This is a genomic window from Mycobacterium sp. IDUB_39, assembly GCF_055419205.1.
The window spans coordinates 453105-469450 of the sequence record NZ_JBVAXF010000002.1 but is presented as its reverse complement, the minus strand read 5'-3'; the positions used below and the strand labels follow the sequence as shown (position 1 = coordinate 469450).

Here is a 16346-nt window from a genome sequence, read left to right as displayed (position 1 = left end):
GGGGATGTCAACAGCCGAGTCGCCGCGCGCACCACCCACCAGAAGACGTGAATCGACGCCGCCCCCGAAGATTCGAGGACGGTGCGAGGCGAACGAATTTAGCCGCGAACCACCGAGACGGGTTTGGTGAGTAAGTCGATGTGGCGCTCGACGAGTGCACGCAACTCGTCATGTCCCGCGGTCACTCCGACTGCCATCTCGTTGCCGAGGCTGCGGGCCGTCTGCGCGACGAGCATCGCGATGGCGACCGGCGGGTAGGCGTCCAGATCGACACCATTGGCACGCATCACCATCGTGACGGCCGCCGTTTCGATATCGCGAACCCGTTCGGCGTACGCCTTGAGTTCGGCGCCGATCACCTTGCGGTGGTTGGCCAGGGCCATGAACTCCGTGTTGAGCACGGTCCCGCGGGCATCGCTGTTGATATGCCAGAGCGCGCGGATCGGATCGTCGTCAGTCAACGCCGTGCGCATCTGAGCCAGCGCCACGTCGGCGCCGACTTTCAGCACCTCGAGGAACAGATCGTCCATGGTCGGGAAGTAGTAGTAGACCAGCGCCTGCTTCACACCGGCCTTCGCGGCCACCCTCCGCGACGTCGCAGCGGCATACCCCTCGTCGTGCATGATCTGCGCGGTCGCCTCGATCAGACGCAGGCGCGCCCCGCCGTCATCCGACTTCGCTTTTCGGGATGTCGCCACTCAACGGCCCAGCCGACGTTGGCTTGACCGACTTCCGCGGCCCGTGATAAGCATGCAGCACCTTACCATTTTGGTCGATCGATCAGTTTTGACACCATGACCCCGCGAGAGCGAGGAGAAATGATGCCCGCCGGAAGAAGCGTCCGCGTTGATCCGCGACTCTGTGAAGCGCACGCGCTGTGCATCGACATCGCACCGGAAGTCTTCGAGCTCGGGGATGACATCGCCGTCGGCGAGGAGTCCCCGGACGCCACCCGGCACGACGACGTAAACGCCGCCATCGCCGCCTGTCCCCGCCAAGCCATCAGTTGGGTTGACGCCCCACTGACCAACAATCTCGGAAGGCCCATCCAATGACTGAACTGGCTGACGTCGACTACTTCAGCAACGCTGAGATCGCTCAGGATCCCTACGCCTACTACGAATACCTGCGCAGCCAAGGTCCGGTGTTCCAGGAGCCGCACCACGGCGTCGTCGCGGTCACGGGCTACGCCGAGGTAATGGCGGCATTCAAGGACGTCGACTCCTTCTCTGCGGTCAACGCGATCGGTGGGCCGTTCCCGCCGCTGCCCTTCGAGCCGGAGGGCGACGACATCACAGCCCAAATCGAAGCGCACCGCCACGAATTCCCGATCTTCGAGCACATGGTGGTCATGGATCCGCCGTCCCACGAGAGGGCGCGATCACTGCTGAGCAGGCTCCTGACGCCACGCCGGCTGAAGGAGAACGAGGACTTCATGTGGCGACTCGTCGACACGCAGCTCGAGGAGTTCATCGACAACGGTCGTTGCGAGTTCCTCTCCGAGTACGCAAGGCCCTTCGCGACCCTGGCCATCACTGACCTGCTCGGAGTGCCCGAGGAGGACCGGGCCGAGTTCCGCCGCGCCCTCGGCGCCGAGAAGCCGCAGGGCAACCGTGTCGGGGCGCTCGACGGTGAGGCGGTTGGACTCAACCCCCTTGAGTACCTCGACGACAGATTCAGCGGATACATCGCTGACCGGCGCAGCGAGCCGCGCGACGACGTGCTGGGCGGCATGGCCGCCGCGACCTACCCCGATGGCTCGACGCCGGAGATTCTGGAGGTGGCCCGGCCGGCCACATTCCTCTTCGCCGCTGGGCAGGAGACCGTCACGAAGCTGCTGAGCGCGGCCGTGCAGACCCTGGGTGATCGACCGGAGCTTCAGGATCAGCTGCGCGCGAATCGCGACTTGATTCCCGCCTTCATGGAGGAGGCGCTGCGTTTCCAGAGTCCCACCAAGGTCGACTTCCGGTTGGCCCGTAAGACAACCACTCTCGGCGGAGTGCCCATCAAAGCCGGGACTGTGGTGATGCTGTGTCTAGGGGCGGCTAATCGCGATCCGGTCAAGTTCGACGATCCACACGTCTTCCGTCTGGATCGCAAGAACGTACGGGAGCACATCGCGTTCGGCAGGGGAATTCACACCTGCGCGGGCGCACCGCTGGCACGCGCTGAAGGAGTCGTCACTGTGCACCGCCTGCTGGACCGCCTGCGCGACATCACCATCAGCGAATCCAGGCACGGCGGCCCCAGTGAGCGGCGATACGCCTACGAGCCGACGTTCCTGTTGCGCGGACTCACCGAGCTGCACATCGAGTTCACCGCGCAAAGGTGACACGACCTTCGCGGCAGCAGCAATGCCAGCCTCAGCCCATACCGATGCGAATGTTCTTGGTCTGTAGGAACTCATGGAGCCCGTCGAGGCCGCCCGTGCGTCCGAATCCGCTTCGCTTATAGCCGCCGTAGGGTCCCTGCGGGGATATGAGGCTCATCTGGTTGACCCACACCGACCCTGACTCCAGTTTGCGTGCGAAGCGGTGGGCGCGGGTGAGGTCGCGGGTCTGCACGAAGGCGTTGAGCCCATACGGGGTGTCATTGGCGATGCGCAGGGCATCGGCTTCGTCGCGGAATCTGATGACCGAGACGACCGGACCGAAGGTCTCGTGTTGCGCGAGTGCGGATGCGTTGTCGACGTTGCCGAACACGGTCGGCTCGATGTAGTAACCCTGGGCGAGTGCTCCGCCGATCCGCGTACCTCCCAGGAGCAGTTCACCTGAGTGTTGCGCGACGGCTTCATCGATGACGCCGAGGATCCGGTGTGCCGACGACTCGGTGATGACCGGTCCGAAGAAGACGGTTGGATCGAGGGGGTCACCCACTTTTGCCGAACCGACCGTGCCGAGGAACTTCTCGAGAAACGCGTCGTACACCGACTCCTGCACCAGCACACGACTCGCGCAGGCGCAGCTCTGACCGGACTGCATCAGTGGACCCTGATGGGCCGACATCGCCGCCGCCGCATCGAGATCGGCGTCTTCGAAGATGACGTTGGCGGACTTTCCACCCAGCTCGGCCACCACCGGGGTCAGGTTGGCCGCCGCCGCCACGAGCACATGACGTGCGGTCACATCACCACCTGTGAAATGGATCTTGCGGACTCCTGGATGTCGAACGAGGGCCTCGCCCCCGACGGCATCGGCGGGTACGACGTTGACCAGTCCGGGTGGCAAGCCAGCCTCGACGCACAGTTCGCCGAACCGCACCGCGGCCAGGGGTGCCAGTTCCGAGGGCTTCAACACCACCGCGTTTCCCGCTGCCAAGGCGGGTGCCACACACGATGCCGCCACCGCCAGCGCGCCGTTCCACGGAGTGATGACGCCGACCACGCCATACGGTTCGCGCTCGATGAGGTTGACGTCGAACGACCCGTTGACCGGGGAACTCGTGCCATGCGGCTTGTCGACGTAGCCGGCGAAGTGACGGAGGAACCACTCGAGCATGTGGGCGGTACCTGCGAAGGCGACCGGCACCGCGTAGTCGTGCACGTTGAGCAGCGCCAGTTCGTCGAGATGCTCGTGCACGACGTCGGCGAGGTCGATCAGCATGTCCCGACGACGATCCACCGTCAACGACATCCACGCCCGTTGGGCGTCCCAGGCCGATGCGACGGCTCGATCGATCTCGGCAGCCCCGGCCAGCGGGACCGTGACGTTGGTCCGACCGGTGGCCGCGTAAATGTGCTCGTAGCTGCCGCCGGAGGACTGACTGATCAGCTCACCATCGATCAGTACGCCGACCGTCAATGACGACGCGGTTGTCACTGCGGCGCGCTCGCTTCAGTCCGCCATTCCTCGAGCACGCGTTCCCTCTGTCGTACGATCTCGTCGTTGAGGTGTGATCCCTTGGCCCATCCGTAGTACGCCGCGAAATGCAAGGCGAGTTCATCCATTTCGTCGAACGAGATGTCACGACTCTTCAGCGCCGCATACACGTGGCTCAAGATCGGGTACGGCGCATCCTGGAACGCCACGCACGCCACCGTCACGAGCCTTCGTTCCTTCATCCCCAGCCCCGGCCGAAGCCACATCTCGCCGAACACGAAGTTGAGGATGCCGGCACCTGAGTACGGGTTGTCGCGAGTGGGTACGTACGGCACGCAGTTGACATCGCGGAATGCCTGCTCACCGGTGGCCAGTCGCGCCTCCGGATCACTCGGTGTGGTCAGCGGCAGAAGCGTGTCGGCTGACGGTACCGTTTGCCCGCGATCGCGGTGGATGCGCTCCCACTGCTCGTCGACCACCATGTTGAATCGGGACGCCTTCGGCCATCCGCTGTACACGGCGAAATGCAGTACCACTTCCCGTATTTCGGTGATCGTGACGTCGCCGCTGTTGAGCGACGCGTATACGTGATCGCGCAACGGTCCCTCGGCATCGGCGGCCGCGACGCAGGGTAGCGTCACGAAGCGCCGATTCCGGCGGCTGAGCCCCGGCCGGTCCCAGACCTCGGCGAAGACGAAGTCGATCATGTTCGCCGTTGCGGGCGTGGAGGCGTCGGGCGCCGGGAACGTCATTACGTCGGAGAACGCACGCCTGCCGCGCTCGGCCCGGTCGGTGTCAATCGTTGTCATCGTTCGCGCTTTCTCGTGAAATCCAGCTCACCGCAGGGTGACGCCGGCATCGACTTTGAACTCCAGCCCGGTGACGTATCGGGATTCATCGGAGATGAGGAACAACACCGCGTTGCTGATGTCGATGGCCTCGGCCATGACGATCGGCATGGCGTTGAGGAAGATCGGCACCAGGTCCGGCCGCTGTTCGGCGAGTAGCCCATGCAACGACGCAGGCTGCATCCCGGTCTCAACCCCGGTGGGGTGCACCGTGTTGACCCGGACATTTTGAGCCGCAAGCTCATTGGCAAGAGCTCTGCTCAGCCCAACGACGCCGTGTTTGGATGCCGTGTAGGGGGTGTGCAATGGCGTGCCCTTCAGTCCGGCAGCCGAGCTGATGTTCACCAGGCTGCCGCCGCGCTCCACCAGGTGCGGCAGGGCGGCGGCGCAGGTGTTCCACGTGCCGATCAGGTTCACGTCGACCACGGTCCGCCACTGTTCTGGAGTGGTGGTGTCCCACGTTCCGACGGTCAGCACGCCGGCGTTGGCCACCGACGCATCGAGTCCGCCCAACTCGGCGACACCGGCGTCTACGGCGGAGGCCAACGCCGCCGCACTGCGCACATCCACGACGTGGACGCTCGCACGCCTGCCATGCTTCTCCACTAGGCGAGCCGTCTCGTCGAGGTCGTCCCGCGTGGCCAGCGGGTACTCGACGTCGGGCAGCGACGCGCAGATGTCGACGAGGATGAGATCCGCACCCTCCTGCGCCAACCTCACGGCGTGGCTGCGCCCCATCCCGCGCGCCGCACCGGTGACCAGAACCCGCTTGCCGGCGACCCGGCCGCTCGCCGCGGTCACAGCTTGTTGCAGAATCCGGCGTCGACCGGAAACGTCACTCCGGTGACGTACTTGGCGGCATCGGAGACGAGGTAGGCGATCGCCGCGCTGATGTCCTCCGGTTCGAGGAGCCCGACCGGCATGGGGTTCTGCAGGTGCGGCCCGCCGTCAGGATAGTTCTCCAGAAACGACGTCATCGCCGGATTCGTCGCCATCATGGTGTTGACCGCTGTCGGATGCACGGTGTTCACCCGGATGCTCTCGGGGGCAAGCGCATTGGATAGCGTCCGCATCAGTCCGACGATGCCGTGCTTCGACGCGGCGTACGCAAGTCCCCCACCCTGCAGGCCGCCGAAGCCCCGTAGCCCCGCGGTCGAACTGGTGAAGACGATCGATCCCCCGCGCCCGCCGGCGAGCAGGTGAGGAATGGCCGCCTTCGCGGTGTGGAACGCCCCCACCAAGTTGACGTCGAGCACGTCGGTCCACTGCTCGAGTTCTTCCTCGATGGTCAACTCGCGGAATGCCATCGTCGCGATACCCGCATTGGCACAGACGATGTCGAGGCGCCCGAAGTGCCCGACGCCCGCGCTGAGCGCGTTGTTCACCGCGGCGAAATCGCGGACGTCGGCCACCGAACCGAGCATCTTGCCGCCTGCCTGCTCGACCATCGCGATCGTCTCGTCGAGTTCGTCGCGGTTGGCCATCGGATAGCCGTTGGACGGGATGTCGGCGCAGATGTCGACGCCGATGATGTCGGCGCCGTCCGAGGCCAGGCGAACGGCGTGGCTGCGCCCCTGACCACGCGCCACTCCCGTTATGAAGGCGACCTTGCCGTCTAGTGAACCCATCGATCCTCGCTCCGTTGCAGTCGTCACACGCAAACGGCGATGTGACCTGAGTAACCGTGTTACACCCCCGGTACGGTAACCTGGTTACTCAAGATCGGCAAGGGGGTCTCTCGACGATGGTCAGTGCCGAAACAAACCGTGCCGAAACAAACCGTGCCGCCACAGGTGCGCCACGCGACCGGATTCTCGACATCGTCGCGGTACTACTCGAAACCGAGGGATACGACGCGGTTCAGCTCCGTGAGGTGGCGCGCCGCGCACGGACCTCACTGGCCACCATCTACAAGCGCTACTCAACCCGCGACGAGCTGATCCTTGCCGCGCTGCACAGCTGGATGGACGAGCACCGCTACGCCGGTTTGGTACACCAATCCCCTCCGCCGGAGGAGTCGGTCTACGACGGGATGATGCGCCTGTTGCGCTCGATCTTCGAACCGTGGGAGGAGCATCCCGCGATGCTCACGGCGTTCTTCCGCGCGAGGGCCGCCTCAGGCGGTCAGGAACTCTTCCGTCGGGGCCTCGACATCACCGTTCCATCCTTCATGGAGGTCCTCGCCGACGTCGACGAAGAATTCGTTCGCGACCTCGAGGCCATTCTGTCCACGGTGATCTACGGCCTCCTGGGCCGATTCGCGGCGGGCGAACTCGAGATCACAGAGATCGTCCCCATTCTCGACCGCACGGTGTATTGGCTCACGGTCGGCTATGACGCGTCCCGCGGCGTTCAAGTACGCCTCGGCCACTGACGCCTACTCCCACACCACCTCGCCGGGGCTCTTATCCGGTCGCATACCGCGCCAACTGGGCTGCCGCAGCCGCCCGTCGGTCGTCCGCTCGCTGTAGCGCACCTCCCCCACCAGTTCTGGCCGCACGAACGTCACGCCCTTGGCATCGGGTCCGGTGAGCCGCTTGCTGAACGGCGACTCGTCGGTGTGCAACGGCGCCAGCGTCTTCTTGAGCTTGGCGAGGTCCTTGTCGGTGAAGCCCGTGCCGACACGTCCCGCGAAGTGCAGCCCGTCGTCCTCGGGAACGCCGATCAACAGCGCACCGATGCCGCTGGTCCGGCCGCCCTCGCCGGCCCGCCATCCGCCGATCACGACTTCCTGGGTCTGCCAGAGCTTGTCCTTGATCCACGACTGCGAGCGTCGGCCCGGTTGATAGGTGGAGTCACGTTTCTTGGCGATCACGCCCTCCCACCGATGCTCGCGGGCGTACTCCAGCGCCGCAGGTCCGTCACCGGGCAGCTGCTCGGGGACGATCAGCCCGCCGCCCTGCGCCAGCGTCTCGAGCAACTTGCGACGGTCGGAGTACTTGGCCCGCAACAACGATCGGCCGTCGAGCTGGAGGATGTCGAAGGCCCAGAACTCAATGTTGCTGTCGGAGCGGCCGCGGTTCTGCATCAAGCCGAAGCTCGGCACCCCCGCCTCATCGAGGGCCACCACCTCGCCGTCGAGAATGACGTGATGGTCGGCCAGATCGGCGGCCAACGCCCGCAGCTGCGGATACTCGTGCGTGACGTCTCGGCCGCTGCGCGAGCGTAGCTGCAGCTCACCGTGATTGGCGTCGACCAGCAGCCGGTAACCGTCCCACTTGCCCTCGAACGCCCACACGATCGGCGTCAGCCTCTCCACCGAGCCGTGGGTCGCGAGCATCGGCGCCAGATCCTCCGCGGTGGCGGCCGGTTGCTCCTTCATCCGGTGGGCCAGCCAGTTCTTGCCGCCCGTCTGGATCAGCGCGTAGCGACCCTCGATCTTCGACCCGTGCAGCGTGACGATGACCTCGCCCTTCTTACCGTCCACGCTCTCGCCGTCGACCCCAGGGTCCCGGAACTTCTCGGTCTCATACGTCCCCGAGTCCCAGACGATGACCTCACCGCCGCCGTACTCCCCCTTGGGAATCGATCCCTCGAAGGTGGCGTACTCCAGCGGGTGGTCCTCGGTGTGCACGGCGAGGTGATTGACCGACGTGGTCTCGGGCAGATTCTTCGGCACCGCCCACGACACCAGCACGCCGTTGCGCTCCAGCCGGAAGTCGTAGTGCAGCCGGCGGGCATGGTGCTCCTGGATGACGAACGTGTTGTCATTGCCGGTGACGGGCGATTCGCGCGGCACCGGCTCGGGCGTCTTACCCGCGTCTCGCATGCCCCGATAGGTGGTGAGTTTGTCTGGTCGCGGCGCACTTTCGTCCAGCCCCTCCAGTAGGTCACCATCACGCTCGACGCGCGCCAGCACCTCCTGGAAGCTCAGGTGCCTCAGATCTGGGCCTTCGATCTCCTCCCAGGTCCGCGGCGCCGCGACGGTCGGTTGGTCGCGACCGCGCATCGAGTACGGCGCGATGGTGGTCTTGGCGGCACTGTTCTGGCTCCAGTCGAGAAACACCTTGCCCGTGCGCAGGCTCTTGGTCATCGTCGCCGTGACCTGTTTGGGCATCGCCTGCTCGAGCTGCACGGCGATGCGCTTCGCCAACACCGATGCGCCCCGCGAACTCACCGGGTCTGCGAGCGGCACATAGAGGTGCAGGCCCTTGCTCCCACTGGTCAGCGGGTAGGTGGTCAGACCGATGTCGGTGATGAAACCCCGCACCTCATGGGCGACCTCGCACAGTTGACGGAACGTCACGCCCTCGCCGGGGTCCAGGTCGAACACGATGCGCGTCGCGTCGCCTGGTGTGTCCGGTGTGACGAACCGCCACTGTGGCACGTGCACCTCGAGCGCCGCCTGTTGCGCAATCCAGGCCAGCCCCTCCTGGCTGTCAATGATCGGGTAAGTGGTCGTTCCTGACTTGTGTGTGACCGAACCACGGTCTAGCCACTCGGGTGCCGACGAGGCGAGCTGCTTCTCGAAGAAGTCCGGCTGTCCGACACCGTTGGGCCAGCGCTTGCGGGTGACCGGGCGCCCAGCGATATGCGGCAGCATCACCTCGGCGATGGTGACGTAGTACTCGAAGATCTCGGCCTTCGTGGTGCCAGTGGCGGGATACAGCACCTTGTCGGGGTTGGTCAGTCTCACCCGCCCGCAACGCTCCACCCATCCAGTATGTCGGGAGTAGGATTCACCAGGTGGGAAAGCGCGCGTTGGCGGCACTGCTCCTGAGTGGGGCAGCGCTGCTGGCAGCGCCGGTGGCCGGTGCCGACCCGCAAGATCTGGTGCCCTACTGCTCGGGCGATCAGAACCCTGTGGACAGCAACTGCCGGACCAGTTCGTCGCAGATCTTCACCCACGCACCGTCCGGTGTCAGTCCCGACCTCCCGTTCGGCCTCAACCCGGCCGAGCAACCCGTCACCTGATCGTCGATCTGATGCCGAGTGTGAGCCTTGCTGTCGACGATCAGCCAGTTTTCCGACGACAAACCCCACAGTCGAGGGCTTCGGCCAGCTAATCCGCGTCGTCGTCTTCCGACAGCACCGCGAACGGTTGCGTCGGAATCTCGGCGATCGCCAACTTCGCCGCGGAGTCCGCGGGTATGCCGTCGCGTGCCAGCGCGGCAAGAGCTCTGGAGGTACCGACGTCGTGGCCGGCCCTCTCGCTCAACAGCCAACGCACCTCCAGCAGATCGCAGTAGGCCTGGATCGGTGTACCGGCGTGGCCCAATGCGGCGTGAGCCAACTGCTCGGTCGGGGTCACCACCTCGATGACCCACAGCCGCGCGGCGGTCGACTCGTCGACGTCGTGTCCGGCCTCGAGGCACAGCTGCGCCTGGTACGCATGCAGATCGCCTAGCAGGATGCGAGCCTGTCCCTCCCCCACGTCCAAACCGGTGAGATCCCGCAGATGCCGCGCGTGGTACCGACGGTCGCCCACGGCGACGTGCACGCGGAGCCGGCTCGGGTCGGCGCTGTCGGGTTGCAGTGAGAGTTCATCGACCACGAAGCCGAGGTCGTTGAGTGCCCGGATGGTGCCCTCGACGCGGTAGCGGTCGGTGAAGTCCAGCACGGGTGCGGCGTGTAGCAGATCCCATAGCGTGTCATACCGGACCTGCACCTGCTTGGCCTCGGCAATCAGCGTGTGGTGCAACGACTCCGGCTGCTCGAGCCGCTCGGCCATGTCGAGCATGCCCATCGCCACGTTCTCCACGAGGATCTCGAGGTCGTGCCGACGTTGACCGCGACTCAGGGACGGATGCACCTCGGACGTCTCGGCATCGACGAGCCATGCCTGCAGCAGCTGACCGTCCCGCGAGAACAGCGTGTTCGCCAATGAGCAGTCACCCCAGAACACTCCGTGGCGATGCAGCTCCACCAGTAACCCGGCCATCGCGTCCAGCAGCCGCGCCCTGTGCTTGGGCTGATCGGGTGGCAGCCGCATGAACAGCCGGCGGTACTGCCACGAACCCTCCAGATAACGAGTCAGCAGGATGGCCGTCTCGAACTCGGGCTGCAGCACCAGACCGGCGGCACGCACGGCCGGTAGCCCCATCTCCTCGAGCCGACGCAGCACGTCGTACTCCTTGACCGCGACCCGCGGCGGCATGTCCTTGACCGCCCAGAGATGACCGTCGGCCTCGACGAACTTCACCAGGTGGCGACTCGGACCCACCGCGATATCACGCAGCGCGACGTCAGGCACCAACCACCGTTCCAGCGGACGGTCCCATGGCAGCGCGAGCAGGCCGGGAGTCGGTGCGCGGAGCCGCAACTCGGGCATTTCCCGGGTCGCTTCGCTCCTGCCCGCCGGTGGCGACGTGCGCCTGTCAGCCGATGCGTTCACCGGTGTCCGGATTGAACATGTGCACGACGCCCTCGGGCTTCCTGCGCAGTTCGACGGTCTCGGCGAGACGGGCCGGTGTGCGGGAGAACGATCGCGCCACCAGGTGCACGCCGGGGCTGGCGTGCGTGTACAGGTAGGTTTCGCTGCCGAGATCCTCGACGAGGTCGATGACGACGTCGATACCACCGCCGTCGGACACCTCAAGGTGTTCGGGCCGGACGCCGACGGTGACCTCGGACAGGCCGGCGTCCTGCAGCAGCGACAGTTGGTCGCGCTCGAGCTGCAGGGTGGAGTCGTCGCCGATCTTCACGCCGGTGCTGACGATCTGCCCCGTCACCAGGTTCATCGCGGGCGAGCCGATGAAGCCCGCCACGAAGGCGTTGGCGGGCTTGTCGTAAAGGTCTGCGGGCGAGGCGAACTGCTGCAGCTTTCCGTTCTTGAGCACCGCCACCCGGTCGCCCATCGTCATGGCCTCGACCTGGTCGTGGGTGACATAGACGGTGGTGGTGCCCAGCCGACGCTGCAGGGCGGCGATCTCGGTGCGGGTCTGCACTCGCAGCTTGGCGTCGAGGTTCGACAGCGGCTCATCCATGCAGAACACCTGCGGCTCACGCACGATGGCCCGTCCCATCGCCACGCGCTGGCGCTGACCACCGGAGAGCTTGGCGGGCTTGCGGTCCAGGAACTCGGTGAGGTCGAGCATCTTGGCGGCCTCCTCGACCTTGCGCCGCCGCTCACCCGAGGAGACGCCGCGAAGCTTGAGCGCGAAGCCCATGTTCTCGGCGACGGTCTTGTTCGGGTACAGCGCGTAGTTCTGGAACACCATCGCGATATCGCGGTCCTTGGACGGCACGCCGGTCATGTCCTTGCCGCCGATCTCGATGCTGCCCTCGTCGATGTCCTCGAGGCCAGCCAGCATCCTCAGCGCGGTGCTCTTGCCCGAGCCGGACGGGCCGACCAGGACGACGAACTCACCGTCCTTGATGTCGAGATTGAGCGAGTCGACGGCGAGCTTGTCCGAACTCTCGTAGATGCACGAGGCGTTGCGGTAGGTGATTGCGGCCATTGTGGTTACCTTTCAGTACTTTTGGCTCGAGGGTTCTGGTCGGGGTTACTTGATGGCGCCGAAGGACAGGCCGCGGACCAGCTTGTTCTGCGCCACCCAGCCCGCCAGGATCACCGGCAGAGCGGCCATGGTGGCCGCTGCGCACAACTTGGCCCAGTAAAGGCCCTCGCCGGCGATGAAGCCGACCATGAACACGGGCATCGTCTGGGCCTGCACCGCGGTGAGACTGACCGCGAAGAAGAACTCGTTCCAGGCGAATATCACGCAGATCAGTGCGGTCGCGGCGATTCCGGGCGACACCAGCGGCAGGATCACCTCACGCACCGCACGCCACAGACTGGCACCGTCCAGGCTGGCAGCCTCGAGCAGTTCACCGGGCACCTCGAGGAAGAACGACCGCATCATCCACACCGCTATGGGCAGGTTCATCGAGGTGTACAGGATGACGAGTGCCCAGATATTGTCCAGCAGACCAATATTGGACACGATCACGTACAGAGGGACAATCGCTGCGACGATCGGCAGCATCTTGGTGCTCATGAAGAAGAACAGCGCGTCCTGGGTCTTACGGACCGGCCGCAGCGACAGCGCGAACGCCGCGGGAACGCCGAGGAGCAGCACCAGGATGGTCGACGCCGTCGTGGCGAACAACGAGTTCAGCAGGCCGGTGGCGACGCCCTGATCGAACACCGCCCGGAACTGATCCAGGGTGGGTGCGAAGAAGAACTTCGGCGATGGGGTGTAGGCGTCGACCTCCTGCTTGAACGACGTGAGCACCATCCAGAACACCGGGAAGAAGAAGCCCAGGCCGACGATCCAGGCGACCACACCCCAGGCATCGAACCTGCGGCGCTTGACCTTTCGCTTCATGACCGGCGCGTCTGCCACGGGTGCAGCTGCTTCAGTGGCTGATGTCATTCTGGTGCTCCTCGCGTCCGCGGCCATCAGGCGGCCTCTTCCTTGCCGGTGAATGATTTGAAGATCAACCGAAGCGCGAAGCTGGCGATGATCATGGTGAAGATCACGACGATGACGCCCATGGCCGCGGCCTGGCCGATGTCGAATCCGAGGAACGCACGCTGGTAGATGTAGAACGGCAGGTTCGCACTCGCCGTACCCGGACCGCCCTGCGTCATCATGTAGATCGCGTCGAACGTGTTGACCAGATAGATCGCCCCCAGCACCGTGCCGAGCTCGATGAACCGGCGCAGATGCGGCAACGTCAGCTCCCGGAACAACTGGAAGCCGGTGGCTCCGTCGACCCTGCCCGCCTCCAACTGGTCCCGGGGCATCGAGGTCAGACCGGCCAGAATCAGCAGCATCATGAACGGCGTCCACTGCCAGACCAGGTTGATCATCACCGAGGTCAACGGGAACTGACTCACCCAGTCGATTCCCCCGAGGCCGAACGGTTTGAGCACCCAGTTGACGATGCCGTACACCGGATCGAGCATCGCGGTCTTCCACATCAGCGCTCCCGCAACGGGTGTGATGAGGAACGGCGTGATGAGCAGCGTCCGGACGATACCGCGGCCGAGGAACGCCCGGTCCAGCAGCAGCGCCAGCAGCAGCCCCAGGATCACCGAGATCAGGACGGTGCCGACGATGAGGATGACCGTGGTGAGGGCGACCTGCCAGAACGTGCTGTCCTGGACCACGTCGAGGTAGTTCTTGAGCCCGACGAACTGACTGCTACCCGGCCGTACCAGGTTCCACGACAGCGTCGAGTAGTACAGCGTGAACAGGAACGGGATCTGGGTGACGACGATCATGAAGATCAGCGCCGGCAGCAGCGGCCCCCGTAGTCGCCACCCCTCCGCCCGGGAGACGCCAGGGTCCTGTTTCTGTTTGATCCGCGCGACGTGCTCGGAATCCTGTTCGGCGGCGCGCTGCTCCGATGCGTTCAGAGTGGTCATGACTTCTCCTTGTACGTATCGCCGACGACCTGTGCGTACTTCTGCGCCTGCGCCAACGCCTCGGGCACCGTCTTCTGACCTGCGATGGCAGCGCTGATCTGCTGACTGACCCTGGTGCCGAGATCCTGGAACTCGGGGATGGCCAGGAACTGAACTCCGGTGTAGGGCACCGGTTGGACGGTCGGCTTGTCCGGGTCGGCGGCCTCGATCGACTCCAGCGTCAGCGGGCCGTATGCGGCGGCGGCCTCCTTGTACTCGGGAATCTCGTAGGTCGAGAGCCGGCTACCCGGGGGCACCCGCTCCCAGCCGAGGGTCTCCCCGACCATCTTCAGGTACTCCTTGCTGGTCATCCAGGAGATGAACTTCCATGCGGCCTCCTGGTTTTCACTGCTCTTGGGGATGCCCAACGCCCAGCTGTACAGCCAACCCGGCTTGGCCTTCTCGACCTTGGGGGCGAAGGCATAGCCGATCTTGCCCACCACAGTGCTGGAATCCGGGTTCTCCAGCACCGACACCGCGGAGGTGGCGTCGTACCACATCGCGACCTGGCCCTGCGCAAGCTGCGTCGCGCACTCGTTGAAACCGCTTGTCGCGGGGCCGGGTTCACCGACCGAGCGGACGGTGTCGACGTAGAACTGCACGGCCCGCTCGACCTCAGGGCTGGTGAGCTGGGCGTTCCACTCCTCATCGAACCAGCGCCCACCGAAGGTGTTGATCACGGTGTCCAGCGGCGCCAGCACCTCACCCCAGCCGGGCTTGCCGCGCAGGCAGATACCGGCCCTGTCGGGGGTGTCGAGCTTCTTGGCCGCGTCGGCGACCTCCTGCCACGTGGGTTCGCGCGGCATGGTGATGCCGGCTTCCTCCATGAGGTCCTTGCGGTACATCAGGAACGACGACTCGCCGTAGAACGGCACCGCATACATCGAGCCGTCATAGGACAGCGACTGGCGCAGCGACGGAATGAAGTCATCCTCGTCATAGCCGGGCGTCTTCGCCGCGAGTTCGGAGAGGTTGACCAGCCAGCCGTTCTCGGCCCACTGCGGGGTCTCGTAGTTGCTGATCATCACGACGTCGAACTCGCCGCCGCCCATTGCGGTGGATGCGGTGATCTTGGCGCGCGCCTGGTTCTCCGACAGCGTCACGAAACGCAGCTTGATATCGGGGTTCTCGGCCTCGAACCTGCTCGAGAGTGCCTGAGCGTCGGTCATCTGAGAGTTGGACACCAGTGCGATGGTCACGGTGTTCCCCGAGGAGCCCATGCTGCCTGCGCCGGCGCATCCCGCGGTGAACGTGAGACCGACAGCGGCGACGCACGCCGCGAGTCGATGCAGCACCCTTCGATTCGCTTTCACTTACTGCCGCCTCTCATTGATCCAATAGCCAGCGTGCACAATCGATATCGCAGACGATGAGCTTGGCCAGTCCGCCCCGAAGTGCGGCACGCGTCGCCTCGTACTTCGGCGGTCCGCTGCACACCAGGATCGTCTTCTCACACCCGCGGATGTCCTCCAACGGAACGGATACCGCCCGGCTGGCCAGCTCGGTGTCGACCGCGGCACCGTCGGCGTCGAAGAACCGCCCGCCGATCTCGCCGACCGCACCGAGGGCGACGAGCTCGTCGAGCATCCGCACGTCCAGGAAGCTCCCCTCGAACAGCGTGGTCGAGGTGGACGCGGATCCCACGCCGAAAAGCATCGTGTCGGCGCGGCGCCCGGTCTCCAACGTGCGCGAGATTCCCGAGTCGCTGTGCAGCGACACCACCGTCGAGGCGTCCGCGTACAGCGGGGCCGGCAAGCGCATGGGACTGGCCCGCAACATGTCTGCGCTGCGACTGATGATGAACTCCATGCCGGTCTGGTACTGCGCGGTGGACATGGCGCCGTCGAGCTGCACCACGACACGGCAGCTCGCCACACCAGGGGTCAGTGCGGTGACCGCGGCGACCTGTTCGGGCCCCCAGGTGAAACCGAGCACGTCGTCCTCCGAGAGGCGTCGCATCAGAAGCGCCGCCGACGCGCGACCGAGGTGCCCGGACACGACGGCCTCGGTCAGCCCGTAGCGCTCCTCGAGAAGTCGTTCCTCCTCGGCGTGCAGGTCGTCCTTCATCGTCGGCGGGACGACGACCTCGATGCGCACCAGACCCTTCGCCTTGGCCCGGGCGACCAGTCGTCCGGCCGTCGGTCGCGAGACACCGAGCTTGGCGGCGATCTCGGCCTGGGTCAGACCGTCGAGGTAGTACAACGTCGCGGCGCGCAGGGCCAGGCGCAAATCATCGGGTGTCGATTTGCTCGCCGTTTCGGATGACAGGGCCACTGTGTGCGCTCTACCTTTTCGATAGTGAGCATTTGCTCATGGATGCGTGTA

The 16346-nt window shown here is 65.3% G+C and carries 16 protein-coding genes; 4 read left to right on the top strand and 12 right to left on the bottom strand.

Annotated features, from left to right (window positions below; genetic code table 11):
- Nucleotides 1-98 precede the first annotated feature (98 nt).
- Nucleotides 99-698, bottom strand: a complete 600-nt coding sequence (locus ACZY0X_RS08500) for a TetR/AcrR family transcriptional regulator (protein ID WP_463769392.1) — start codon at nt 696-698, stop codon at nt 99-101.
- A 120-nt stretch (nt 699-818) separates the two neighbouring features.
- Here ACZY0X_RS08500 and ACZY0X_RS08495 point away from each other — a divergent pair, with 120 nt between their 5' ends.
- Together ACZY0X_RS08495 and ACZY0X_RS08490 are read left to right on the top strand one after the other, a co-directional pair.
- Complete coding sequence (locus tag ACZY0X_RS08495) at nt 819-1055, top strand: ferredoxin (protein WP_463769390.1); 237 nt, start codon at nt 819-821, stop codon at nt 1053-1055.
- On the top strand, nt 1052-2332 hold the full coding sequence (locus ACZY0X_RS08490; RefSeq protein ID WP_463769388.1) for a cytochrome P450: 1281 nt from the start codon (nt 1052-1054) through the stop codon (nt 2330-2332). The genes ACZY0X_RS08495 and ACZY0X_RS08490 overlap by 4 nt, the downstream gene beginning before the upstream one ends.
- Nucleotides 2333-2363: 31 nt before the next feature.
- Here the strand turns inward: ACZY0X_RS08490 and ACZY0X_RS08485 are convergent, their stop codons facing one another.
- The 4 genes from ACZY0X_RS08485 to ACZY0X_RS08470 are packed head-to-tail and all read right to left on the bottom strand — an operon-like array spanning nt 2364 to nt 6294.
- Nucleotides 2364-3818 (bottom strand): aldehyde dehydrogenase family protein, encoded by a 1455-nt coding sequence (locus tag ACZY0X_RS08485; protein WP_463769386.1) that lies wholly within the window; start codon nt 3816-3818, stop codon nt 2364-2366.
- The gene (locus tag ACZY0X_RS08480) at nt 3815-4627 is read right to left on the bottom strand and encodes a carboxymuconolactone decarboxylase family protein (protein WP_463769384.1); all 813 of its coding nucleotides are present in this window, start codon (nt 4625-4627) and stop codon (nt 3815-3817) included. The genes ACZY0X_RS08485 and ACZY0X_RS08480 overlap by 4 nt, the downstream gene beginning before the upstream one ends.
- Nucleotides 4628-4654: 27 nt before the next feature.
- Nucleotides 4655-5467, bottom strand: coding sequence for a mycofactocin-coupled SDR family oxidoreductase (locus ACZY0X_RS08475; protein WP_463769382.1), 813 nt, complete (start codon nt 5465-5467; stop codon nt 4655-4657).
- Nucleotides 5464-6294 (bottom strand): mycofactocin-coupled SDR family oxidoreductase, encoded by an 831-nt coding sequence (locus ACZY0X_RS08470; protein WP_463769380.1) that lies wholly within the window; start codon nt 6292-6294, stop codon nt 5464-5466. Before ACZY0X_RS08470 ends, ACZY0X_RS08475 begins: the two co-directional genes overlap by 4 nt.
- Nucleotides 6295-6410: 116 nt before the next feature.
- On the opposite strand from ACZY0X_RS08470, the gene ACZY0X_RS08465 reads away from it, so the two are divergent.
- Entirely contained in the window at nt 6411-7040 is a 630-nt protein-coding gene (locus ACZY0X_RS08465) for a TetR/AcrR family transcriptional regulator (RefSeq protein ID WP_463769378.1), read from the top strand.
- 3 nt (nt 7041-7043) lie between these two features.
- Here ACZY0X_RS08465 and ACZY0X_RS08460 read toward each other — a convergent pair whose 3' ends face one another.
- Nucleotides 7044-9320: an ATP-dependent DNA ligase gene (locus tag ACZY0X_RS08460; RefSeq protein ID WP_463769376.1), complete on the bottom strand. Its 2277-nt coding sequence runs from the start codon at nt 9318-9320 to the stop codon at nt 7044-7046.
- A 32-nt stretch (nt 9321-9352) separates the two neighbouring features.
- Between ACZY0X_RS08460 and ACZY0X_RS08455 the strand changes: the two genes are divergently transcribed.
- On the top strand, nt 9353-9580 hold the full coding sequence (locus ACZY0X_RS08455) for a hypothetical protein (protein ID WP_463769374.1): 228 nt from the start codon (nt 9353-9355) through the stop codon (nt 9578-9580).
- Between the two features lie 88 nt (nt 9581-9668).
- Here ACZY0X_RS08455 and ACZY0X_RS08450 read toward each other — a convergent pair whose 3' ends face one another.
- Genes ACZY0X_RS08450 through ACZY0X_RS08425 form a run of 6 tightly spaced genes read right to left on the bottom strand, consistent with a single transcriptional unit; the run spans nt 9669 to nt 16295 of the window.
- Nucleotides 9669-10937: a DUF4032 domain-containing protein gene (locus tag ACZY0X_RS08450; protein WP_463769372.1), complete on the bottom strand. Its 1269-nt coding sequence runs from the start codon at nt 10935-10937 to the stop codon at nt 9669-9671.
- Between the two features lie 46 nt (nt 10938-10983).
- Nucleotides 10984-12066 (bottom strand): ABC transporter ATP-binding protein, encoded by a 1083-nt coding sequence (locus ACZY0X_RS08445; protein WP_463769370.1) that lies wholly within the window; start codon nt 12064-12066, stop codon nt 10984-10986.
- Nucleotides 12067-12111: 45 nt separating this feature from the next.
- Nucleotides 12112-12984, bottom strand: coding sequence for a carbohydrate ABC transporter permease (locus ACZY0X_RS08440; RefSeq protein WP_463769368.1), 873 nt, complete (start codon nt 12982-12984; stop codon nt 12112-12114).
- A gap of 26 nt (nt 12985-13010) precedes the next feature.
- On the bottom strand, nt 13011-13982 hold the full coding sequence (locus ACZY0X_RS08435) for a carbohydrate ABC transporter permease (RefSeq protein ID WP_463769366.1): 972 nt from the start codon (nt 13980-13982) through the stop codon (nt 13011-13013).
- Nucleotides 13979-15334, bottom strand: a complete 1356-nt coding sequence (locus ACZY0X_RS08430; protein ID WP_463769364.1) for an ABC transporter substrate-binding protein — start codon at nt 15332-15334, stop codon at nt 13979-13981. Before ACZY0X_RS08430 ends, ACZY0X_RS08435 begins: the two co-directional genes overlap by 4 nt.
- Before the next feature lie 13 nt (nt 15335-15347).
- Nucleotides 15348-16295: a sugar-binding transcriptional regulator gene (locus ACZY0X_RS08425; protein ID WP_241403330.1), complete on the bottom strand. Its 948-nt coding sequence runs from the start codon at nt 16293-16295 to the stop codon at nt 15348-15350.
- Nucleotides 16296-16346 lie beyond the last annotated feature (51 nt).